The 25,194-nt window shown below is 35.7% G+C and carries 21 protein-coding genes and 3 tRNA genes; all 24 read right to left on the reverse strand.

What is annotated here, in order from left to right; all coding sequences use genetic code 11:
- Positions 1–42: 42 nt before the first annotated feature.
- Positions 43–1,506: a HAMP domain-containing sensor histidine kinase gene (locus PHE88_01425; protein ID MDD5686478.1), complete on the reverse strand. Its 1,464-nt coding sequence runs from the start codon at positions 1,504–1,506 to the stop codon at positions 43–45.
- A 208-nt stretch (positions 1,507–1,714) separates the two neighbouring features.
- On the reverse strand, positions 1,715–1,873 hold the full coding sequence (locus PHE88_01430) for a hypothetical protein (GenBank protein MDD5686479.1): 159 nt from the start codon (positions 1,871–1,873) through the stop codon (positions 1,715–1,717).
- Between the two features lie 36 nt (positions 1,874–1,909).
- Positions 1,910–3,826, reverse strand: a complete 1,917-nt coding sequence (locus tag PHE88_01435; GenBank protein MDD5686480.1) for a fused ferrous iron transport protein A/B — start codon at positions 3,824–3,826, stop codon at positions 1,910–1,912.
- A 273-nt stretch (positions 3,827–4,099) separates the two neighbouring features.
- Entirely contained in the window at positions 4,100–6,277 is a 2,178-nt protein-coding gene (locus tag PHE88_01440; GenBank protein ID MDD5686481.1) for a sensor histidine kinase KdpD, read from the reverse strand.
- A 36-nt stretch (positions 6,278–6,313) separates the two neighbouring features.
- Complete coding sequence (gene kdpC, locus PHE88_01445; GenBank protein ID MDD5686482.1) at positions 6,314–6,892, reverse strand: potassium-transporting ATPase subunit KdpC; 579 nt, start codon at positions 6,890–6,892, stop codon at positions 6,314–6,316.
- Between the two features lie 12 nt (positions 6,893–6,904).
- Positions 6,905–8,983 (reverse strand): potassium-transporting ATPase subunit KdpB, encoded by a 2,079-nt coding sequence (gene kdpB, locus PHE88_01450; protein ID MDD5686483.1) that lies wholly within the window; start codon positions 8,981–8,983, stop codon positions 6,905–6,907.
- A gap of 43 nt (positions 8,984–9,026) precedes the next feature.
- Positions 9,027–10,766 carry a potassium-transporting ATPase subunit KdpA gene (kdpA, locus tag PHE88_01455; protein ID MDD5686484.1) on the reverse strand — a complete coding sequence of 580 codons (1,740 nt, stop codon included), beginning with the start codon at positions 10,764–10,766 and terminating at the stop codon, positions 9,027–9,029.
- A 289-nt stretch (positions 10,767–11,055) separates the two neighbouring features.
- Positions 11,056–11,433: a hypothetical protein gene (locus tag PHE88_01460; GenBank protein MDD5686485.1), complete on the reverse strand. Its 378-nt coding sequence runs from the start codon at positions 11,431–11,433 to the stop codon at positions 11,056–11,058.
- Between the two features lie 118 nt (positions 11,434–11,551).
- Positions 11,552–12,262: a response regulator transcription factor gene (locus PHE88_01465; protein ID MDD5686486.1), complete on the reverse strand. Its 711-nt coding sequence runs from the start codon at positions 12,260–12,262 to the stop codon at positions 11,552–11,554.
- Positions 12,259–13,296, reverse strand: a complete 1,038-nt coding sequence (locus tag PHE88_01470) for a DUF4118 domain-containing protein (GenBank protein MDD5686487.1) — start codon at positions 13,294–13,296, stop codon at positions 12,259–12,261. The genes PHE88_01465 and PHE88_01470 overlap by 4 nt, the downstream gene beginning before the upstream one ends.
- Positions 13,297–13,311: 15 nt before the next feature.
- Positions 13,312–13,497, reverse strand: a complete 186-nt coding sequence (locus PHE88_01475; GenBank protein MDD5686488.1) for a hypothetical protein — start codon at positions 13,495–13,497, stop codon at positions 13,312–13,314.
- On the reverse strand, positions 13,498–14,088 hold the full coding sequence (locus tag PHE88_01480; GenBank protein ID MDD5686489.1) for an NAD(P)H-dependent oxidoreductase: 591 nt from the start codon (positions 14,086–14,088) through the stop codon (positions 13,498–13,500).
- A 55-nt stretch (positions 14,089–14,143) separates the two neighbouring features.
- Positions 14,144–14,602 (reverse strand): methyltransferase, encoded by a 459-nt coding sequence (locus tag PHE88_01485; protein MDD5686490.1) that lies wholly within the window; start codon positions 14,600–14,602, stop codon positions 14,144–14,146.
- Between the two features lie 38 nt (positions 14,603–14,640).
- Positions 14,641–15,639, reverse strand: coding sequence for an AI-2E family transporter (locus tag PHE88_01490; GenBank protein ID MDD5686491.1), 999 nt, complete (start codon positions 15,637–15,639; stop codon positions 14,641–14,643).
- Between the two features lie 363 nt (positions 15,640–16,002).
- Entirely contained in the window at positions 16,003–17,148 is a 1,146-nt protein-coding gene (locus PHE88_01495) for an ATP-binding protein (protein ID MDD5686492.1), read from the reverse strand.
- Between the two features lie 203 nt (positions 17,149–17,351).
- Positions 17,352–17,423: transfer RNA gene (locus PHE88_01500), tRNA-Asn, on the reverse strand.
- A gap of 89 nt (positions 17,424–17,512) precedes the next feature.
- Positions 17,513–18,097, reverse strand: coding sequence for a recombination mediator RecR (gene recR, locus PHE88_01505; protein MDD5686493.1), 585 nt, complete (start codon positions 18,095–18,097; stop codon positions 17,513–17,515).
- Positions 18,098–18,180: 83 nt separating this feature from the next.
- Positions 18,181–19,845: a DNA polymerase III subunit gamma/tau gene (dnaX, locus tag PHE88_01510; protein ID MDD5686494.1), complete on the reverse strand. Its 1,665-nt coding sequence runs from the start codon at positions 19,843–19,845 to the stop codon at positions 18,181–18,183.
- Between the two features lie 122 nt (positions 19,846–19,967).
- Positions 19,968–20,040, reverse strand: a tRNA-Ala gene (locus PHE88_01515).
- Between the two features lie 80 nt (positions 20,041–20,120).
- Positions 20,121–20,273 carry a hypothetical protein gene (locus tag PHE88_01520; protein MDD5686495.1) on the reverse strand — a complete coding sequence of 51 codons (153 nt, stop codon included), beginning with the start codon at positions 20,271–20,273 and terminating at the stop codon, positions 20,121–20,123.
- Positions 20,274–20,368: 95 nt separating this feature from the next.
- A tRNA-Arg gene (locus PHE88_01525) sits at positions 20,369–20,442 on the reverse strand.
- Between the two features lie 28 nt (positions 20,443–20,470).
- Complete coding sequence (gene rsmG, locus PHE88_01530) at positions 20,471–21,583, reverse strand: 16S rRNA (guanine(527)-N(7))-methyltransferase RsmG (GenBank protein MDD5686496.1); 1,113 nt, start codon at positions 21,581–21,583, stop codon at positions 20,471–20,473.
- Entirely contained in the window at positions 21,580–23,433 is a 1,854-nt protein-coding gene (locus tag PHE88_01535) for a DUF2723 domain-containing protein (protein MDD5686497.1), read from the reverse strand. The genes rsmG and PHE88_01535 overlap by 4 nt, the downstream gene beginning before the upstream one ends.
- Before the next feature lie 4 nt (positions 23,434–23,437).
- Complete coding sequence (mnmG, locus tag PHE88_01540) at positions 23,438–25,192, reverse strand: tRNA uridine-5-carboxymethylaminomethyl(34) synthesis enzyme MnmG (protein ID MDD5686498.1); 1,755 nt, start codon at positions 25,190–25,192, stop codon at positions 23,438–23,440.
- Positions 25,193–25,194 lie beyond the last annotated feature (2 nt).

The following is a 25,194-nucleotide window of genomic DNA, read 5'->3' on the forward strand; positions in this document are numbered from 1 at the left end:
CGACTTTAGTCGGTGGGGCTCCACTATATTCAAATATATTTTTCAACCAATAGGAAGAATAAAAACAAATTTGCTCCCTTTTCCTTCTTCAGATTCTGCCCAAATTTTCCCCTTGTGGGCTTCTACTATACTTTTTACTATTGCCAAACCGAGACCACTACCTGTGCTTTTTTTTGACACTTCATCATCGCTGCGATAAAACTTTTCAAAAACTTTTTCAAGTTCTTCTTTTTTTATCCCGGGACCGGTATCCTGAATGCTAACAATAACGGAATCGTTTTCGCTCTCTCCTCTTATTGAAATATTCCCGCCCTTTGGAGTATATCTTATGGCATTTGCCAGAATATTTATAATCACCTGTTTAATTTTATTATCATCACCATAAATCATAGGAAAATCAGCGAAGAAATTTAACTCAATCTGTATTCCTTCCGGAACATTAGTGATATTTATTGCTTCTTTCACCAAATTGGGAATATTAACACGACTAATTTGCAATTTGAAATTGCCGACCTCGATTTTGGAAATATCAAGAAACTCGTCAACAAGAGTAGCAAGACGTTTGCCTTCCAAATTAATAATTTCCAAATATTGTCTTTGCTCGTCAACGTTTGACTTTAAACTCAACATCGTTTGAGCAAACCCGATAATATTGGTCAGGGGAGTTTTCAGTTCATGGGAAACCATAGAAACAAATTCAGATTTACGTTTATCCAGTTCGATTAAGTTTTTATTAGATTCTTCAAGTTTACTTTCTATTTCCAGATTAAAAATACTAATTATTCTAATTACTGACCACAATATTATTAAGGCTAATGTTGCACGGAATAGTTGAACAGGAATGTGTATTACCAAAATAAATGAATCCACATTAAGCCAATTTGAAGGGGAGAAATTACCTTTTGGAACTACCAATCCGCCTAAAATACTGTAGATTAATAAAGATATTGATGCAGTAAAAACATATTTTTTAACCCCAAACGGCTCTATTATTTCTTTTTCATGTTTGTAATAAGATAGGATTCCAAAACAGCTAAGCATACCGCTGGGAAGTCCCAAAAGATATCTTGTCCAAATATTTCCAATTTTCATAAAATCACCCGGAATAAAATTAAAAACATAAATTAAAAAGATAATAATCAGCAGCGTCCACCATCTTGCAAAATCGACAATTTTTTTTCGCCAGACAAAATGTGTAATATCTGATAAACAAAAAATTCTAATACCAAATTCAAGTAAACAAAAATATGACATGAAAAGAACAAATAATTTAATTACCTCCAAACTGCGGTTGTAGCCTTTTATTATTAACCACATATCTAAAAATTCGTTGGTTCCGTGTATTATGCCAAATAACGCTAAAAGCCATAGTATGTTTGCAAATTTAAACTGAGTTCCCTTTTTAGGTTGAATAAATATTGCAAAACCCATCATTACAAATGCAAATCCATAAATGAAATATATTATGTCTATATTATTTTTACAAAACTGATAAATTAAATCCATAAATACTCCATACGCACAACGATTATAAATTCCAGTGATACTTACAAATACCCATCCTGGGTGAAAATATACCACATTTATCATTAAAATGATGTTAAAATAAGATTAAAAAATACTAATTTTACAAACCGCAAGCATCATAAAATAAATAAAAAAACCGACATTTATTATCGGTGTTTAAGAAATTTGGTAGATGCTGTATCTATATTTACTTAATTCCTCTTTTTTTTATCTCATCCAACAATTGTTTCGTGATTGGTCTGCAAAAACAATTTTTAGAATGTTCAAGATGCCACTTTAGCCTCTGTTCAGTTTTTGGATTTTTTGGCATTTTGTTTTTCTGATGCCATTCTTTGTTAATTGTCATTTATATCACCCCGTTTAATCTCACAGTACCAGCAGGTTATAATATATAATTCAAAAGCAATGCAATTGAAAAAGCAGAGAAAAATGTTAAAGTAACAATTAAAATTGTAGTTCGAAAACCCATTTCTTTTTTGAGAGTAAAAAATGATGCCACACAAGGCAGATATAAAACCAAAAAAATGCTTGAAATTATAAATTGCTTTGAATCAAGATTGAATGGGGCAAGCATTGCAATAGAAACGTCTTTCCTTAAAAATCCAAGAATCATAACCGCAGCAATTTTTTCAGGAAGATTAAGGAATATCATAAGATGTTTACCTAATATTTTTGAGATAAAATCTATTATTCCGAGCAGATCAAAAATATTAATTATTATTATACCAAGTATAATCATCGGTATGGCTTCTTTTATAAAACCCTTAATCCTGATTTGTAATTTTTTTGACAGTGTAGCCAGCATTGGTATACGGTATGGGGGAATTTCTACAAACAATTCCGGCACTTCGCCTTTTAATATTCTATTTAATATAAAACTTGTTAATACAGCTACCATTAACAAAATAGAAAAAATCAGCAACACAGTTTTTATTCCATATTTTGTTCCAAGAGAGAATATCATAGCTGTCTGAGGCATGCACGGGGCACTCATCAGAATGAGTATAATAGTTATGATTTTTTCCCTTTTTGATTCAAGTATTCGTGTTGCAAGAAGTGCAGGAACCTTACATCCCAAACCAAGAAGAATAGGAACTGATGAATATCCATGCATCCCAAGTTTATGAAAGACTGTATCAAAAAGTACGGCAACACGCGGAAGATAACCAAAATCTTCCAGAATACTTAAAACAAAGTAAAATGAAAAAATATACGGGAGAACAACAACAAATGGAATATAAATACCTGTAGTAAGAAATCCAAACGATTCCATAACAACCGGTGTTTTCCCTATAAGCAGCATCCTTATAATGTCCAATGGTATATAACCCGCAATCTTTATTATAAGAGGATAATATATTCTGTTAAATAAAGGGTCTAATAAATAATTTATAAGCCCCTCACCGATAAACCTGACAACCATAAATGTAAGAAAAAGTATAATTAACGCAAATGGTATGCCAGTTAACGGTTTTATAGAAATATCACTTAATGTATCAAAAATTGTATGATGTTTATGTGTAAGTGTCTGGACAGCTTTAATTATTTCTCCAATTTTTTGCCATATTTCATTAGAATCATAAGAAAATTCGCTCACTTTCGCAGCATCCAATCTATCAACAGTGTTAGTTATACCTTCACCTGTTACCGCACATAAAGGTATAACAGGCACTCCGAGTATTTCCTCAAGTTTGTTATGGTCAATTGAAATGCCTTTGTGTTTTGTCTCATCCCAGAAATTCAATAGAATTATCATAGGGATTTTTTTCTTTAAAAGTTGGAGTGTCAGATTGAGATTTCTTTCAAGATTTGTTGAATCAATTATATTTACTATAATGTCACCACCGTCATCTAACATTTCAATAGCAACCTCTTCTGCTTTTGCTGTAGGTTCCAATGAATATGTTCCGGGAACATCAATAATTTCATAGTGTTCATCCTTATGCCTTAAATAACCTTTTATAAATTCAACAGTTGTCCCGGGATAATTTGAGGATATTACGTCTATTCCTGTCAATCTTGAAAATACGACGCTTTTACCTACATTAGGATTACCAATAAGCAGTATTTTTTTCATTTCACATTGTACTGATATTTTTTTTGCCATACTATAACCTATGGCAATATTCGTGCTTCCCGCTTGTACTAAAATAGGTCCTCTGAAAATCTGTGAACTTATTTTGGTAACTTCGATTCCTTTTCTTATTCCCAGTGCCTCTAATTTTCTGATTATATCCTGCCCACCTTCTACACCAACAATCCTACATTTTTCTTTTTCCTTTAATTGTGTTAAATTCATATAAAACCTCATTACTTTTTCCTTAGATAAATCTTGATTTTTGACATTAAATCACATTTCTTACTTTTTTGCCAGTTAGATTTTGTCTATAAATTCCGCTATCTTTTCAATGCAACCCAAGCATATCAGCCATAACATTTTATCATTTAACTATTTTAAATTATACTCCTTTTTCATTTTTTTTCAATCATTAAAAAAACCACCGAAACAAATCAGCGGTTTTTTTAAATATTTATTTCTACTTAACTATTGAGAAATTATTATTGTAAATAATTATCTACCGGAATCTATTATTTTTGGCAATTCAGTAACAAGAGAGTTTAATCGCTCTACGATTTTATTCATTTTTCCTATCAATGCTGAGCGTTTTGATTCATTGTTGATGTTTTCCGGCTTCAACAATTCCAATGCTATCTGAGATATAGATGTTAACGGATCGACAAGTTCGGTAGAAAAAGTGGTCAAAAGTAAATTTCTTATGCGCTCGTTTTCTATTTTATTTTCTGCAACAAAAGCAGCAGCAGCAAGTTGAGCACCTTCAACCGCTAGCGATGTCTGATGAACAAACATTTCAAGCATGTGAAATTGGTCGGGGTCGGCAAACTCTTTTTCTTCAACCGGAAAAATACCCATTACCCCTACTACTTTTTCCGAACCGATAAAAGGCAAATAAATCCCTTTTGAGCCGGGTAAAGTATCCGTACTATTACCTGCAGCTTTTTTGTTTTCATAAACCCATTGTGCAACTGCAAGTTCGTTTGAATTCAATTCTATTTTTTTATCATTACCGAAACGAAGAAAAAGCTTATTATTATTATCCGCAGTAAAAATGACCACTCTGCTTTTAAAAAACTCTTCAATGTGGTTTTGAGCAATTTTAAAAAGTTCATCAGGATAGGAACTCTTAGATAAGTCACGGCTCAAGGAATATAAAGTCTGAGTTCTATCTTCCCGCATTCGCATAGTAGAAGTTTGCCTTTTGAGCCGACCGGTCAAATGGGATATGGTCAAACCCACAATAAGCATAACTGCAAATGTAAAAATATACTCGGTATTTGCTACTGCAAACGTTAAATACGGTAAAATGAAAAAATAATCAAACAACAAAACACTGAGAAACGATGCAATAGCCGACAGGCGACGTCCATATTTGAAGGCAATCCATGTCACGCCGAGGAGATAAATCATTATCATATTTACAACTGCCAGTCGAGATGATAAAATCCAGTTAACAAAAGTGCAAAACATTACTATACAAACAGTCCAGCCGAGATTTTTCCATGAAAAAGGTGGCAATACTGTTTGTTTAAACTTAACCGGTTGTTCCTGAACATCTCCACTCAGCAAATACAGGTCTATCTCCCTGCATTTACGGGCCAGCCTGTCAATTACAGAACCAAAAATAATTTCACGGAATTTTGATTTACCGGGTTTTCCTACAATCATTTTTGTAATATTTTTTGAACGTGCATATGAAATTAAGGTTTCTGTGATATCCTGACCGCTGATTGTTGTAACTCGTGCTCCTAATTTTTCTGCAAAATTCAACATTTCAGTTATTCTGGTTTTGTCTTCAGAAGGTAATTCCGAAAGGGTCTCAACATATACCACAATCCATTCCACCCCCAAATCCGAGGCGATGCGTTTTCCTGCTCTGATTAAATGTATCGCTGAAGGACTCGGACTGATACATACTAAAATCCGATCCCTGACATTCCAAACTTTTGATATGGAATGTAATTTTTTATATGACATTAATTGGGAATCAACATTACGTTCTGTGTAACGCAGAGCTAACTGACGCAATGCCATAAGATTGCCGGGCTGAAAGAAATGCTGGGCAGCACGCTCGGCTTGTTCACCTAGATAAACTTTGCCTTCCTTGAGTCGCTTGAGAAGTTCTTCGGAAGGTAAATCCACAAGTTCTATTTCATCTGCTTTTTCAACAAACGTATCGGGTACTGTTTCCCGCACAATAATACCGGTAACCTGAGCAACTATGTCATTTACACTTTCGCAGTGCTGTACATTTAATGTTGTGTAGACGTCAATGCCTTTGCCGAGCAGTTCTTCAACATCCTGCCAGCGTTTCGGGTGACGGGAGCCAGGTGCATTTGTGTGTGCTAATTCGTCGACCAATATAATACGAGGTCTTCTTTTTAGTGCAGCGTCAACATCAAACTCAAGCAGTTCAACATTTTTATAAAGGAAATTTTTGGAAGGAATGCTTTCAAGACCTTCAAGAAGTGCTTCTGTTTCGCGACGCTTATGAGTCTCCACATAGCCTATAACAACATCGATACCTTCTTTTTTCCGTGCTCTTGCTGCTTCAAGCATTGAGTAGGTTTTACCGACACCCGCTACTGCCCCGAAAAAAATCTTGAGTTTGCCGCGATGGGATTCTTCGGCTTTAACTTTCGCTAGTAATTCATCCGGATTTGGTCGTTCCATAAATTTTATTATACCTCAAATTAAATTTATATGCCACTATTTTTTGTATTCGTCCAACGCTAAATTCAGTTCCAGTACGTTTACAGCCGGCTCTCCTATCAATCCTAAAAATCTGCCGGAAGTATATTCGCGAACAATAGTTTTGATTGTATCCTGCGGCAATCGCCTAACACGTGCTACTCTTGGAATCTGATAATTAACAGCAGCTATGCTGATGTGAGGATCTAAGCCGCTTGCAGATGAAGTAACAAGGTCAACCGGAATAGAATTTATATTGTTTGGGTCGGCTGATTTCAATGCTTTTATTCGTATTTTCACCATTTCTATCAACACAGGATTTGAAGGTCCCAAATTGGAGCCGGATGAAGATGCTGCATTGTCGGGAAAAGAAGAGGTAGCAGAAATGCGGTCCCAAAAATATTTTGGGTCATCAAATGTTTGTCCGATGAGCGATGAACCGACCGGTTTGCCATTTTTGTAAATCAAACTTCCGTTTGACTGCTTTAAAAAAAATACTTTTGCAATTCCGGTGATAAAAAGCGGATAAAGAATTCCAGTAATAATTGTCAAAATAATAAAAATCAAAATTGCCGGCTTTAACTGTTTTCGAAACATCTTATTCCTCCGCTATTTAACCAAACGCAGCGCAACCAAAATAATATCAATCAATTTAATCCCGATAAATGGCGATATTATTCCTCCAACACCGTAAATAAACAGGTTATCACGCAAAAGCCGGCTTGCCGGCTTCGGTTTATAAGGAATACCTCGCAAGGCAAGTGGAATCAGGGCTATAATAATGAGAGCGTTAAAAATAACAGCCGACAAAATGGCACTTGCCGGGGTGGCGAGATGCATAATGTTTAATGCGCCAAGTGCCGGATAAATTCCTACAAATGCAGCAGGAATAATCGCAAAATATTTTGAGACATCGTTAGCGATGCTGAACGTTGTCAGTGATCCCCGTGTCATAAGCAGCTGCTTTCCGATTTCGACTATTTCTATAAGTTTCGTAGGATTAGAGTCAAGGTCAATAAGATTCCCCGCTTCTTTTGCCGCCTGAGTTCCGGTATTCATAGCAACGGCAACATCCGCCTGTGCAAGTGCGGGAGCGTCATTTGTCCCGTCACCGGTCATTGCCACAAGCCGTCCACCAGCCTGCATCTCGCGGATATATTTTAATTTTGCTTCGGGAGTTGCCTGAGCCAAAAAATCATCCATACCCGCTTCTCCGGCAATTGCCGCTGCCGTTAATGGATTGTCACCCGTAATCATTACCGTCTTGATTCCCATCCGGCGCAACTCCGCAAACCGCTCTTTGATTCCACCTTTTACTATATCTTTCAACTGAACAACCCCGAGTACACGTTTATGTTCCGCTACGACAAGCGGGGTACCCCCGGTTTTGGATATGGACTGAATACTTGATTTCAAATCCTCGGGAAAAAAACCACCGAGCTGTTTTACGTATATTTCAATGGCATCAACAGCACCTTTTCTGATTTGTCTGCCGTCACCTAAGTCGACACCACTCATCCGTGTTTGTGCGGAAAAAGGAATAAATTTTGCGTTTAGTTCGTGGATCTGGCGTTCTCTTATTCCGTATTTTTGTTTAGCCAGCACGACAATACTCCTCCCTTCCGGTGTCTCATCGGATAAAGAAGCAAGTTGAGCCGCATCTGCTAACGATTCAACACTGATTCCGTCAGCCGGCACGAAACTAACCGCCTGCCTATTGCCAAGCGTTATTGTTCCCGTTTTATCCAGCAGTAAAACATCTACATCTCCTGCTGCTTCAACCGCACGACCTGAGGTAGCAATAACATTCGCCTGAATCATTCTGTCCATACCGGCGATACCGATAGCCGGTAATAAGCCACCAATTGTAGTAGGTATCAGGCACACAAGCAATGCGACTAAAACCGTAACCGGTATAGGTACTCCGTGACAAGATGTAGTTACGCTGTAAATCGAAAATGGCAAAAGCGTTACGCATGCCAAAAGAAAAATAATAGTAAATACCGCCAGCAAAATGCTAAGGGCTATTTCATTTGGAGTTTTTTGTCTTTTGGCCCCCTCAACCATTGAAATCATATGGTCTAAAAACGTTTCACCGGGATTTGAACATATTTTTACAACCAACCAATCAGAAAGTACGCGGGTACCACCTGTAACAGCGCTACGGTCTCCTCCGCTTTCTCTTATAACCGGCGCACTTTCTCCTGTAATTGTGCTTTCATCAACGGATGCTACACCTTCTATAACTTCACCATCCATCGGAATTGTATCTCCTGTTTCGACAAGCACGACATCCTCTTTTTTTAAAGTGGCAGCTGAAACCATTTCATATTTGGAACCATATTGAGAACTTGAAAGCTTTTTTGCGAAAGTATCTTTTCTGGCTTTCCTTAAACTTGCCGCCTGCGCCTTTCCCCGTCCTTCTGCCATCGCTTCGGAAAAATTGGCAAAAAGTAAAGTGACCCAGAGCCATAATGTTATTGCCAAAATAAAATTTGACGGAGCTTCACCTTTACCGAGCACTGCCTGTATCCATAATCCGGTTATCAATATGCTGACGACCAGCACCACAAACATTACAGGATTTTTTATTTGATGTCTCGGGTCTAATTTTTTAAATGAATTAATTATAGCCGGCCCCACAATTGACGGTTCAAACAATGATTTTGATTTATATGATTTTTCCATGAAATTTCTCTTATCTTAGTTTTTATGCTTTTTCCAACAAAAACTATTTTAGCATCAAATGTTCGACAATAGGACCCAAAGACATCGCCGGAAAAAACGTTAACGCCCCAACGATTAAAACAACCATTACTAAAAATAAAATAAAAAGTGGTGTGTGTGTCGGTAATGTCCCTTGGCTTACAGGCACAATTTTTTTATTGGAAAGTGAACCCGCTATAGCAAGCGTCGGTATTATGAGCAAGTAGCGTGCAAAAAACATTGCTAATCCCAAAGCGATATTGTAAAAAAAAGTGTTTGTGCCTATTCCGGCAAATGCGCTCCCATTATTATTACCCGCAGAAGTAAAAGCGTAAAGCACTTCACTGAAACCATGTACCCCCGGGTTAAATATAGCTGCTTTCGCCGAGGGCAGAACAACAGATATGGCTGTCCCGATTAAAACACACATATGCGGGATTAACAGTATAAGTGCAGCCATTTTCATTTCATAGGATTCTATTTTTTTACCAAGATATTCAGGAGTTCTGCCTATCATAAGACCGGATATAAAAACGGCAACAATTACAAATGCGAGCATGCCGTAAAGTCCGGAACCGACACCTCCGAAAATCACCTCTCCCAGTTGCATAAGCCACATCGGTATTAAGCCGCCGAGTGGCGTATAAGAATCATGCATTGAATTTACCGAACCGTTTGAAGCGGCAGTTGTGGCCGTTGCCCATATTGCAGAATTTACTATTCCGAAACGTGCTTCTTTTCCTTCCATATTGCCGCCAGACTGAAAAGCAGTTGCTTTTTGATCGATACCTAATCCATTAAATAATGGGTTGCCTTTTTGTTCGTAATGTATGCATGTAAAAAGACAGGGAATAAAAATAATCAGCATCGCAATTAATATCGCCCAACCCTGACGGGTGTCTTTGACCATATACCCGAAAGTGTAACAAAGCGCGGCTGATATTAAAAGTATAGACAAAACTTCTAAGAAATTTGATAGTGGTGTAGGATTTTCAAACGGATGAGAAGAATTGACATTAAAGAATCCGCCGCCATTTGTGCCCAATTGCTTTATGGCTATCTGCGACGCTGCGGGTCCGAAGGCGAGCACCTGCTCTGAGACAACTTTTCCGTTTGCATCTTTTGTTGTTTGGAGTAATGCGACTTTCTCGCTTGGTTTAAATGTTTGAACTACCCCTTGCGAAACTAAAACCACCGCTAAAATAATTGAGAGGGGCAGTAATATATAAAGAGTTGACCTGACTAAATCAACCCAGAAATTACCGATTGTTTTGATTTGCTTCTGGATAAATCCTCTTGTGAAAGCGACAAGTACTGCCATACCGGTTGCGGCTGAGACAAAGTTTTGCACGGTGAGCCCTAACATTTGGGTAAAATAACTTAAAGTGGTTTCGCCACCGTAACTCTGCCAGTTCGTATTTGTTGCAAAACTAATCGCAGTATTAAAAGATAAATCCGCAGGTACCGCCGGCAAAGCCATCGGATTCAAAAAAAGATGCGACTGAAGACGCTGAATTAAGTAAACAACAATTATACCCAGAATATTAAATAGCATCATTGCTACCGCATAGGTTTTCCATGTCATTCCAAATTCAGGATCAATTCCCGCAATCCTGTAAATCCATTTTTCGATTAATGCAAACCACACATTGATGCCGATTGGTTTACCTTCATAGATACGAGCCATGTAGATACCAAGCGGTTTAACTAACAGAATCAGTGCGACTAAAAATATTATAAACTGGATAAGATTATTCGGATTCACTAAAACGCCTCCGGTTTCAGAAGTGCAATAATCAGATAAATAAATAACAGAAACGCAACTATGCCGCCAATCCAGTAAATAGCTGTCATAACGCCCCCAAAAAATTAAATTTTATCACAAAGAACAATAAATCCAAAAGAAACAGCTGCTAGAAAAATAATTATTCCCACAAAAAGTATATCCATTTCTTGCCCCCAAAATAAACACCAGAGAACATATTCTCTGGTGTGTTCTCTCAATTAAGTTTACCAAATCAGATATTTTCATTTTTTATTATACTTCCACTCGACTAATCAAGTATTATAATAATTCCCAACACAATACATGCGCCGATGACTACCCAATAAGCTTTGTTTTTTATTGATATTAAAGGCAATATTTCCTCTCCCTGTTTTTGTATCAACTCATTTTTCAAATTAACCAGAAAAATAATTTCCTGTTTATTATTAGATTCAAGAACTTTGATATTTTCCGAATTCTGCTTATTCCGGGTTAATTCCTTTTTAAGATTATTTAGTAACATTATATTCTGTTTTTTGTTAGTTATAATTTTATCGATGACTTCCGTTGTATAATATTTTTCCGTATATATATTATCTTTTTCTTCTATATGCAGAGGATATGGCACAACAGCATAGATTCGGCTATGGTTTAAAAGTATATTCATTAACACCAGAAAACCAAACAATAAATATCCAAATCTCATATTATAAAATTGAGTATATATTTAATTACAAAAGCATACAAGTCAAAAAAGTGTCAAAAATGACAGGAAGTAAGAAAATTTAAATATTTTTTAGTCTATACCCTATGGCTGGTTCTGTAATAATAAATTCCGGTCTTGATGGGTCTATCTCAATTTTACTGCGTAAGTTACTTATTGTTACACGTAGGAGATGTTCCGTGCCTTCATATTCGTCCGGATTTTTATTCCAAACCTGTTTTATCAACTTTCGCTGTGTGATAACTTTTCCGGCATTCAGGATAAGTAGTTTAAGAATATCATATTCTGTAGGAGATAAATCAACTTCTTTACTGCCAACCTTTACGATTCTTTTAGCTAAGTCAACAACCAATTTTCCGGATTTAAAAACAGGTTCGTCTTCGATTCTTAAAGTCCTTCTAAGAACAGCTTTTAATCTGGAATATAACTCTTCAATTCCAAAAGGTTTTGTAAGATAATCATCTGCTCCTTTATCTAATGCTTTTATTTTATCTTCCTGACTGTCTCGCACGGATAAAATTATTATCGGCACCTGGTTCTGTTTTCGTACTTCTTCTATTACTTTGATACCATCAATATCAGGTAAACCAAGGTCAAGAACTACAACATCGGGTCTGAACAAAGATATCGCTTCGATGGCTTCTCTTCCGTTTATCGCTTCTGATATCAAGTATCCGCAGGATGCCAGCGATAAAGATAAAAATTTGCGGATTGATTTTTCATCATCCACAATCAACACTCTGATTCCGTTTTCTTTTTTATTTTCTATCATAATAAAGACAACGTTATAGTAATAACTGTACCTCCACCCTGAAAATTGTCTGCCCAGATTTTCCCTTTGTGTGCCTCAACTATACCCTTGCAGACAGACAAACCCAGTCCGGTTCCTTCATAATTCTTTGGTCTTTTTACCCTATAAAATTTATCAAAAACATGCTTTAAATCAGATGTTGGTATGCCTATTCCATAATCATAGATTTTTATTTCAATAAAACCTTCTTTTAATCTTACATCTATTTTAATTTCTTTGATAGATTGCGAATATTTAATCGCATTATCCAGAATATTTCTCAATACCTTAATTATGAGCGGAAAATCTACTGAAATTTCCGGCAAATTATCAGGTATTTCAACCGTTACCTTAAAATCTTTTAAAACTGCTTCCATCTGTTTTAATACCGTACCTATTAAATCCCTTATTTCCACAGGACTAACGCTTATTTTTAATGCACCGGCTTCAACCCTCGCCATATCCAATAAATCACCTACAAGCTGGTTCATTCTGCTGGATTCTTCATATGCTGTTTCAATTAAGGATTGTTTGCTTTTTGTGTCCATATCTATGCTATTTAAAATACTGCTTAATGAACCCAAAATTGATGACAAAGGGGTTTTTAAGTCGTGAGATACAGAATTCAAAAATGCAGTATGCAGTTTCTCTGCTTCTCGTAATGCATTTGCTTGTTGAGCTTCTTCAAAAAGTTTTTTAGCTACTTCGGCTTGTTCTTTTGACTTTAATACTAAATTACTTATTACCATACCGACAACAAATAATGTGATAAATACTATCAGATACTGCGTATCTGCAACCGTCATGGAAAAACGCGGAGACACAAAGAAAAAATCAAAAACAAGAACACACAGGATTGCAGAAAAAAAAGAAGGTCCTCGTCCCCATTTTAACGCTGTTATAACGACAACGAGAATATAAAGCATTACAAGGTTCGCTTGCACAATCGAATGTTGCAGCATACCGCCGAACAACGAAACAATAATTATCAGTAAAATACTCTTAAGGTAATTCATCAGTCCACTTGCTCCTTATTCTACCTTTCTACTATCGCTTTTAGTCATTTTTCGCCCCAACGTGTCAAAAAATTGCCCGGCAACCTTCATCAAAGGATTCAGGTTAACACCATAGTAATATGGTGATTTCAGCCAGCCTTTTTCCCTAAAATATTCAACATCTCTGGGAAATATATCCGAATAGCTTTTTGATGTAATCATCTACCGTCTGAACCTGAACATCATTAAATCCTTCAATGTCGGGACCGGAAATCCGGACTGCTTCCCAATCGATTCAAACCGGCTAACTGCATCGTTAATTTTCCTCCCGATTACATTCTTATCCTGTCCCATTGTTAAGCGTAATCCGGGAATTATGTTGAATCCCCAAAATCGCATTACGCTCGCCAGGTATTTCGCTACATCCTTGTCACCTCCGATGAATTGGGTCGAAAGCGACATGAACCACTTGCCGAAATAACTCGGCCGGTGCATGATATAAGAGGAACGTTCAATGAAATTTTTTACCAGTGCCGTGACCTGAAGTGAGTAGACAGGCGTAGTGACGATAGTGGCATCAGCGTCCCTAATCATAGAGTGAATCTCTTGCATCCTGTCCTTAGCAGGACACCTCTCCTCGCCATGCATGACACATATCCCGCATCCCTGACAGAGCGCCAATCGTTCCTGAAAAAGAATGACATCCTTTACGTCTATTTCCATCCGATTTCTGAGCCTGCTTAGGAATTCTGTGGTAACATCGTAAGTCTGTCCCTTATGCGGACTACCGTGTATTGTAAGAATTTTTAACATCACCAACTCCTGCCTTTCTTTGTGACTTCTTATCTTTATTTATTTTGGATTATTCCTAAAGGAATTTAAATAATACCTTCTTTTTATAGTCCTTGTATTGATTACCGAATTTTTCTTCCAGGTATTTTTCTTCTTTTTTTACAAATACTTTAAACGCAATAAATACGGAAATAATTGTAATCATTACAAACCATGAATTAAAAAACAAAAGAAGACCCGGTACTGTAACAAGAATCTGAAATGTGTACATCGGATTAAGAAAAATAGAATATAAACCACCTGTCGCTAATTGTTCTTTCCCATAAGCGTTTAACATACTAAACGCTGCAATAAGATTTAATATAAAACCAGTAATTATCATTGCAACTGCAACGGTAAATAGTTTGTTACTATTTTCAGTTATCCTAAACATAGGTTTAAATAAAAAACTTATCCCTGCAGTTACTGCCAGGGAAATGATAAGAACAACAGCGATTTTTCCTCCAACACCCATTACAGACATCTTCTTATTCATACATATGTAAATCCCCTTATTGCAATATTCCGGTTCAATTAAGTAGAACTACTAAGTTCCTCAAATTCATTCTTAATGAAAAGAAACAATGGTATTGCCACTAAAATACCCCAGATTCCAAACATTACTTCAGATATTAAAAGGGCAAGAAGTGTTACAGACATGGGTAATTTGGCAATCCTACCAACAATTCTACTATTGAGAAAATACTCAAGCTTATGAATACCAATAAGAAAAATTAAACATATAATACATGGTACTACACCTTGTGATATCAAAGCAGTTACTGATAAAATAGTATTAGAAATCAAGTTACCAATAATCGGAAATAAACCACAAACAAAAACCAGGCACACTAAAGTTATTTTATGGGGTAGATTTAGAATCATAACAATACCCAGAGTAATAATTGTATTTATGCAGGAAATAATAACCTGCCCTCCCATTATTTTTTTAAAAAACAAGTAAAAAATACCCACCTTCTCATTTAAAAAATTAAACAAATACGCCATTATGCTGCCTTTTTTTAAATTAAACATTTCGGATATTTTATTTTTCTCAATAAATAATAAAAAGTTCAGAACAATTGCAAAAATAAAATACGAAATCCCTACTGATATTCCTTTAAACAAAACAACAAATTGTTTTATAGACTGAACTTCATCGGAAAATAAGCTCTGCTTGAAATCATTATATTCAAATCCAATATCATAAGCATCAGAAATTAATTTAACTGACTTTGCAATCTCGTATTCTATAAGATTAAAATATTTTGGAAAATCACTTATAAATTTCGGTATAACCTTAAAAGATAAAATAAAAAATGCAGAAATCAACAGCAAATAGAAAAGATAAAAAAGAAATTTCACTGAAAGCGAAGGATATTTTTTATGTATATCATTTGTAAAAATATCTGTAAGTAAATAAAGAAACATAAGAAACACAAAAAAAATAATTAATCGACTTTTCATTATAATTACAGCAAAGGCAAAAAGAAAAATATATCCTAATAAATTATTTTTAAACTTTGAAAACATAAACATCCTCCTAACCCGCCCTCATTCCCTAGTTTGTTTCAAAAATCGTTAGTTCTATTTTACTATTTTAAAAGGTATTTTTCAACCAATAAAAAACCACCGATTATTTCAGTGGTTAATTTATGCTAGAATGTATTATCGGAGAGATAATATTCTACGTCAAAAACTTAAGGTGTCCCTAACCTTCGGTTCGGGATCATTTATTTTGGTCTCCGGTAGGGGACCAAAATAAATAGACTCTAGCGATGGGACGATTTCCTAACTTTGAACTGGTTTAAGGTATTTGCCTGCCCGGAAACTGCCAAATCTCAAATAAAAAATCTGTTAAATGGTTAGATAATTTCCCTATTTGAATTATGCTTATTATATATCCTGACTAATATAATGTATAAGCCCTTTAAGTCCGGTATGTATAACAGGAATACCATTAATATTTTTTGTTTTCGGCTGTGACAAATCATTGCTGACAAAAAAAGCTTTTGCATTTGGATATTGATGTAAAAATATTTTTAATCCTGCAAAATCAAAAGCATTACTTGACCACTTTGCTTCTATTGCAATAGGAGCTTCTCCCCTTCTTTCAATAATAAAATCAACCTCATGCCCCTGCTTATCTCTCCAATAACGGATATTTCTTGATTGCATCTGTGATTGAAGTTCATTAAGCACATAATGTTCCCACATTTGCCCAAACTCGGTTGATTTTAAATCGTGCAATCCTCGGTAATAGCAGACAAATCCTGTGTCAAACATATATACTTTTGGCGCAGCAACAATTTCAGTGCTCCTATAGGTACTAAATGGTCGCAAAACATGAACAACATACGTTTCTTCTAATACTCTTAAATAATTAGAAATAGTGGTATGACTTACTGCACACTGGTTTGAAAATCTACTGGCTTCAAAAATTCCTCCGCTTTGAATCATCAGTAATTCAAAAAACTTTTGAAATGAATTGCGACGCTCCAACCTGAAAAGTTCTTGAATATCCTTTGCCCAATAAGCATCAATCCATTCCTGAAAATACTTCTCAGGAAGTTTTTTACTAAGAAAAAATGGAGGTAACCCTCCGAAAAGAAACCTGTGTTTAATGTCGTACCTACCGAAATCTTTTAAATCATCAGAAATAAGTGGCGTTAGCCATAATTCCGCCTTTCTTCCGGCTAATGTATCTTTGAATTTTGTAGAAGCACTAAGTGATGAAGAACCGGTGGCAAGGATTTTTGTCTTGGGGTAGTGGTCTGCTGCAATTTTTAATAGTTCTGAAGGATTATCTAATCGATGAATCTCATCAAGAACAATACGTTTTCCTTTTCTTTCTTTTAAGAATTTTTCAGGATCAGCCATTAGACCGCGTATTCTCGGTAGTTCACAATCATAATAGTCAACATGCGGTAATGTTTGTGATAAAACTGTCTTGCCAGCCCTGCGAACTCCGGAAAGCCATAAAACAGATCGCTCCCGCCACAACAACTCAATCCTTCTAAGCCAGTGCTTTCTTTTTACCATAAGTGACATTATACTAAATGAAATTACTATATGCAAGTACTTTTGCATATAGTAATTTTTTATTTGTGAAGATTATTGCATCCAAAACAAAAGAACTGAACGGTTCGAAAATGCTTGAAAATGCCGATTTGGAGATTTTGAAATTCGAACCAGACAGTTCTCGACGGAAAATAGACCTTCATAACGACTTTTGTCTTATCGCACTCAGGCGGTAGGATTCGAACCTACAACCCTCCGGTTAACAGCCGGATGCTCCACCGTTGAGCTACGCCTGAATTAATGAGTCAGTAATTAGTAATTGGTAGTTAGTAATTAATTGAAATATTTTACTGCTGTTATTTGCAAAAATATTAAAAGTATTATACTAAATCTCTTTTCTGCCGTCAAGGGCATTTATTAGTGTTATTTCATCTGAATATTCTATGCTGCCGCCTGACGGGATACCTTTGGCTAGTCGGGTAATGTTTACATTATATGGTTTCAGAACCTGTGAAATGTACATTGCTGTTGCATCTCCCTCAACTGTCGGGTTTGTTGCAATCAGGACTTCTTTTATGCCATCAAGCCGTTTTGTTAAAAGTTTTATGCTTAAACTACTTTCGTAAACACCATCAAGCGGGGAAAGGACACCAAGAAGAACATGATAAAGTCCTTTGTACTTCCATGTTTTTTCTATTACCTGTAAATCCGTATAATTCTCAACCACACAAATTGTTTTCCTGTCCCTGGTATCATCTGAGCATATTTCACAAGGGCTTTTTTCACAAAGCGAACAACAAACTGAACAGGTCTTTATGCTTTTCTTTGCATTAATTAATGCTGTTGCAAGATTTTCAACCTCACTTTCCGGAGTTTTTAATATAAAAAAAGCAAACCGCTCAGCTTGCTTTTGTCCAACACTCGGTAGTTTCTTAAAAACATCAATTAACTGGTTAAGCGATTTTATCATTTTTTATAATTTTTTAGAAATGCCCCCTCATCTTTAATATTCTCCCCGTTGGGGAGAAGAAAGATTTAATGAACATATAATTTCTATTCTTCTACTATTTCTCCTCCGAATAAATCTACTATAGTTTTTGCTATTGGCTCTTTTTCGTAAATTTCTTTGGATGTTCCTTTTTTGGTAACTGCTGGTTTAGATGGTTGAGGTGCCGAATGGTTATTCTCCGGTTCAGTCTCTATGATTTCCGCAGTATCTTCATTAGATTCCACTTCTTCTAATTCTGTGTCTTTTTTAGATTTAACTTTGGTTTCAAAATTAAATTTTCCTCCAAGTTTTTTTTCTACGAACGGCAGCCAGATATTTCTATTTGACTCAATTGTTTCCAAATTAAATGAATTATCAGATTCTAAAGTAAATACTCCGTTGGATTCTTGTGATATATCACTACCCGAAATTGCCGCTGAAACCCTTGGTTTAATACTGCTATCCTTGGATAGTTCATTCCAGACCGATTTGACTTTTTCCAATGATACTTGGGAAGAAGCTGAACTTGCAACTACGTTTTTCTGTGGAATAGTTTTTTTATCAGAAATTGTTATTTCCCTATCCCCCGGTTCAGGTGTATTATAAGATGAAGATTCCATTGCTTCTAACCGGCTTACTATTTCGTCAAGTCCGACATATTTTTGCGTAAGTTTTACGCAATAAGACTCAAGAATTAGTATGGGCTGCTCGGCGTTTTTCATCCCATAAACGCATTCGGAAAGCATATCTATAAAACGTAATAATATATCAACCGAAAAGTTCTGTGAATATAATTTTAATTTTTCTTTATCCGAAACAGTAGAAACCAAATCCGGTGAAATTTTATAAAGCATAATATTTCTTATGTACTCCTGCAAATCAGTAACTATATTTAACGGGTCGTAACCGTTTAAGACGGTTTCACCAACAGTTTGCAAGAGTTTTTTAGTATCATTAGCTGAAATATCGGCAATCATTTCGGAAAGTATATCTTCTTTAACAATCCCGAGGATTGAAATAACATCCTGTGCAGTAATATCAGAACCGCAAAATGATATAACCTGGTCAAAAATACTTAATGCATCTCTTAGCGCTCCACCTGCTGAGCGGGATATAATAGCAATTGCTTTATCGTCAATTTTTATATTTTCCTTTCCGGCAACTTTCAATAATTGTTCGCTTATTTCCTTAATTGATAATGGTCTGAAATTGAATCTCTGGCATCTCGATAGAATTGTCGGCGGAATTTTCTGGGTGGAAGTTGTAGCAAATATAAAAATCGCATGTGCGGGAGGTTCTTCCAGCGTTTTCAGAAGTGCGTTAAAAGCCTCTGTGGTGAGCATGTGTACTTCATCAATAACATAAATTTTGTATTTTGAAGAAGAAGGAGCGTACTTAACATCCTCTCTTAGACTTCTTATCTCATCAATACCTCTATTTGAAGCACCGTCTATTTCTAAAACATCAAGTGAGTTGTCTTTTGTTATTTCCAGACAGGAAACACATTTATTGCATGGTTCTTCACTACTGTTATCTTTACAATTTAACGCTTTGGCAAAGATTCTCGCTGTTGACGTTTTACCAACCCCGCGTTGTCCCGAAAAAATATAACCGTGTGCAATCCTTTTTTCTTTTATTGCGTTTTTCAGAACACGTGCAATATGTTCCTGACCTACTATATCCTCAAACGTTTGAGGACGATATTTTCTTGCTAAAACTATATATGCCATAAAAGTTTTGATTTCTACAAAAACAATATCCTCTCCCTAACCACAAACTACGGAATACTTTCCTTTTTTGTGTGCGTGAGTACTTAGTAGTCAGGGAATTTTTTACTTTTAGTAAAACATTATGGAGGTGAAGGGATTTGAACCCACGACCTCCTCGTTGCGAACGAGGCGCTCTCCCAGCTGAGCTACACCCCCAAAAAATTTGTCACAGACAAATTTTTAGTGAATTAGTTATTAGTGATTAGAGATTAGTAAAATAAAGTTGAACAACAAAACTAACTGTTTTGTTCTACGAATTTTTTGATGTCTTCTATGTGTTCAAGCAAAAGTTTCGCTTTTGAAACACCAAAGGTAAATGGATATTTATCATCTTCAGTCCTCTTTAAAACAATAACCTTGTTCCCCTTAAATTCCGATATCTCAAACATTGCTCCTCCTTTACATCTTTTAGCAGCCCTTCACAAAATTTGTTAAGGGCTGCTGATTACACAGATTTTAAAACGATTACACAGATACTATCGTAAGGGTTCGAGGGGACTTGAACCCCTAACCTAATGGTTCGAAGCCATTCGCTCTATCCAATTGAGCTACGAACCCATAAAAATTTATTTAATAAAATAAATTTTTACCAACCGCTTATTACCCCACCTTTTACATCAGTATGGGTGCAATTAACAAACATTTTGCCGCTACTTGCAACATATCCCCAGTTTCCTAAATCAGTTAAAGCATCTCCATTGTTAAAATCGTTAATATCGTTTGTGTCTCCATGCGCCTGTACACCTAACTTTACAGATGACATCTTTGATAAATATTTTGTTTGTACGGGACCGCTTTCATTTGAAATAGCAGCAGCATTTTGTGGATATTGCATGCCTTCCATATCACCATAATAAAGTCCTATGGCACTTCTTAAATTACCCAAATCACCTTTAGTTTTTCCTTCTTTTGTTCTTCTCATCATTTCTGCAAATTTAGGTATAACTATTGAGGCAAGAATACCAATTAATGCCACAACAATCATCAATTCAATTAAAGTAAACCCTGCAGACTTCTTCTTAATAGTCAGAATTGTCCTGCCGGGTAAAATTTCATCAGGTGGATTAATTTTTTTCACAATACCCCCATTGTCATTTTTAATATCCATTTTATTGCCAACTTGTAATATTAGAATCCCGTTCTCATTTAAAAACGGAAGACATAATTTTTTTACTTTTTGTAATTTAGCTGTTGCTCTTGTCACTACTATATCATATTTTGCCGTTGATGATTTAATTGCATTTTCTGCCCTGTCACAAATAATTTTTGCTTCTATATCTAATTTCTTGCAAATATGCCTTAAAAATTCTGTCTTCTTTTTTGAAGAATCTAGTAGAGTCAATGATATTTCAGGTAACGCTATTTTAACCGGTATTCCTGGAAAACCTGCGCCACTACCAACATCTAACAAGCTATGCCGACCAAGGTCGGCAACTACATCATTCAAATTCCTATATGATAAATTAGGATTAGATAGTTTAATACCGGAACTTGTAAAAGCGGCAATAACACTTAGTGAATCCAAAAAATGTTTTTCAATTATTTCTTTATCTGTTGCCGGACCTATCAGGTTAATTTTTGAATTCCAATCTTTCAACTCCTGCAGATAAACTGAAAATTGCTCAATTTGCACGGGGTTAAGTTTTATATTTAATAATTCTAACCCGTGCAAAAATATTTTTGTAATTTCGGGATTCATTTTATTTTTTCTTCTGCTAAATTAAGATTCCTTCTGACGCCTTTATCTTCCGGTGCATATTTAAGCGACACCTTGAAATACTCGGCAGCTTTTTTGTAGTCGTTTTTAGCCCAGTATACTACCCCTAAATTATTATATGCCTGCGAAAGTGAAGGGTCGAAAACAATTGCCTTTTCAAAGAACAGTATACTTTTATTATATATTTTTTTTTCATTAAACACAAGCCCAAGATTATTATAACCCGCAGCATAATAACTTAATATTTGTTGAGTGAAAAATCTAACTTCTCCTGAAAACCGCGGTTCAACATAAAAATCAAACATCTGTTCTGAATTAGAAAAATCATTATTACCGTAAAGCAGCCCCTTGGGCAAAAACTTACCTTTTGCAGGAACTTTAATTATACTATCGGTGTAAAACGGAAATCTATCATAACTATATGACAGCAATACATTCTCAAGCTCAACACCGGATTTAATCTCATAATTTGGCAGAATTTCCGGGTACTTTTTCCGTAGTTGCTCATAACCCCATAAAGTTTTATAAAAAACTGCAAGCTTTATATCCTTTCTTTTAGCAAGGCATTCCTGCTGATATTTCAAAGTAAACGTAGTAGTGTCGTCAGGATTAAACAATATGGAATTATACGGCAAAGTTCTCATCAGATTCTTTGAATAATCATAAGCGATAAATTCATACCTTTTGTTTAACATTGAGATTTTAAAAGTTGTCAAAATGAAAATGCATGTAATAATCAGAAAAAAGACTATCTTCTCATTAACAAACTTAAATATATTAAAAAAAGCAATAAACCCGAAATTAATCCAAATAGTAAAAATAATTAAGGGTATTATCAAATATGGCTCAAATATAGGAAGTGATGTTTTATCTTTTAAAGATAAATTTGAAATTATAAAAAATACAGGACCTGAAAAAAACCAAAACAAAAATAATGCCAAAAAACTCTTTTTCTTTATTGAAAAATATATACCTAAAATTAAAACAGGAAGAATCCAGTAGCTAAACTGCCGGACTGAAACTACCAGAAATTGAATAAGGTTTTCAAGCATAGTTGTAAGATTCTGTTCAACCGGACTTCTTTCCGGGTGAAGACGAATACTGCCATAATCGGCCCGGGTTAAGACTCTGGTAAAATTCCTGATTGATTCTGAAGGTGTCCCCCAGTTAGTAACAGGGTTTTGAGCAGAACGAACTATTAAGAAAAGGTAAATTGATAAACCGGCAATTAAAACTATTAGTAAACTGATAAAAGGGAACCTGTTTGTCGGCTTTTTATCATTCCACTCTTTTAGTTTTAGAATAAGCAAATACACAATTCCGGGTATTAAAAGCACAAGTGTATGATGATTCCCAAGACCAAGACCAAAAAGGAATACAGCAAGTAACCAGTTTTGCTTGACAACCAGATAAATTATCAAAACAGCAAAAAAAGTATTTAATGAGTACATTTCAGAAACAATACTTAGCGACCACATAGACGAACAAAAACAAAAAAGGAATACGGCAAACAATGAAATACAAACCACCGGCAGATTCTTATCTTTAAAATATTCTTCGTTCAGCTTTTTAATCAATAAATATAATACTCCGCAACTTAATGCTCCAAAAAATGCGGACATTAAATTTATACGGTAGGCAATGTTCCCGAAAGGAATTATTGTGGTAAATATTTTCCCGAGAAGGACGTATAAAGGATATCCTGGCGGATGGGCAATGCCCAGCGAGGATGCTGAAACAATCATATCACCACTATCACGATACGGTGATATTGTCGGATACATTGAAAAAAGATAAATATAAAATATAAAATTAAAAATCAGAAAAAACATATAATTACTTTGATGCTACTTTTTCATATTTCTTTTTGTTAAGCCAAATCATTAATATACCTATATCAGCAGGTGTAATCCCTGAAATCCTGGACGCCTGACCGATAGAAAGAGGTTTAATCTGGTCCAATTTATATTTGCTTTCCGTAAGCAGCCCCGGTATCTTATGGTAATCAATTTTTTCCGGAATTTTTTTGTTTTCTATTTTTTTAAATTTTTCAACATCCGCAATCTGTCTTTTTATGTAACCGGAATATTTCTGTTCAATCTCACTTTCATATTTTACCATTTCTGTTGTCCAAGGTAAAATATTTTCATTAAATTCAATGTTTTTCTGCTTAACAAAAGTCTTATATTTTTGAAATCTTTTAAAAATCTCTTCATCAACCAGCCCATATTCATACCCGTAATCCATCAGCCGCAAATCTGCATTGTCGGAACGCAAAAGCAAACGGTATTCAGCTCGAGCTGTAAACATTCTATAGGGGTCCAAAATACCTTTCGTAACCAAATCATCTATCAAAACACCGATATACGCTTCTTCTCTACCGAGAATAAGAGGTTTATTTTTCTTAATTTTTGAAACAGCATTTATCCCTGCAATTAATCCTTGTCCTGCAGCTTCCTCATACCCCGAAGTTCCATTAATTTGCCCTGCAAAAAAAAGATTATCAACAAGCTTTGTTTCTAATGTCGGTTTTAATTGTGTCGGCTGGCAAAAATCATATTCAATCGCATACCCGGGTCTTATCATCTCACAATTTTCAAGTCCTGCAATCGTTCTCAACATTTTTACCTGAACATCGTAAGGCAAACTTGTGGAAAGCCCGTTACAGTAAACCTCTTCGGTGTCATATCCTTCCGGCTCGAGAAAAACCTGATGCCTGTTTTTATCCGTGAACCTTTTTACTTTATCTTCAATTGACGGGCAATACCGCGGACCGATACCTTTAATCTGTCCGGAAAAAAGCGGCGCCCGGTGGAAATTTTCCGCAATAATTTTATGTGTTTTTTCACTTGTATATGTAAGCCAACAGGGTAATTGCTTCTGTGTAATGTGCAATGTGTAATGTGAAAACGGAACAGGGGGCTCATCACCGGGCTGAGAAATACATTTTGAATAGTCAATTGTTCTCCCGTTTATCCTTGGCGGTGTCCCTGTTTTAAGCCGTCCGACCTCAAACCCAAGTTCTTTTAAAGAATCAGAAAGATGCATTGCTGCAAATTCACCGGAACGGCCGGAATTAAACGTCGTCTCACCGATATGAATCAGTCCCTTTAGAAAAGTACCTGTTGTAACAATTACAGTCTTTCCTAAAAACTTTATTGATGGTTTGGCGATAACACCGATTGCTTTATTATCATCTGTTAATATTTCCGTTACTTCAGCTTGTTTCAAAGAAAGATTTTCCTGTTTTTCAATTGTATGTTTCATTGTAAATTGATAAAGTTTTTTGTCACATTGCGCCCGTGGTGATTGGACGGCTGGACCTTTTGATTTATTTAAAATTCTATATTGTATTCCGGAAGCATCGGTGTTTTTTGCCATCTCACCGCCAAGAGCATCTATTTCACGGACAATCTGCCCTTTTGCTACACCGCCGATAGCAGTATTGCATGACATCTGGGCAATGGTGTCAGCATTAATAGTTAAAAGAAGTGTCTTTAACCCCATACGGGCTGAAGATAATGCCGCTTCACAACCTGCATGTCCCGCACCTACGACAATCACATCATATTTTTCCGGATATGTAAACATAA

The sequence above is a fragment of the Elusimicrobiota bacterium genome (genome assembly GCA_028718185.1).
Classification (GTDB): Bacteria; Elusimicrobiota; UBA8919; order UBA8919; family UBA8919; genus JAQUMH01.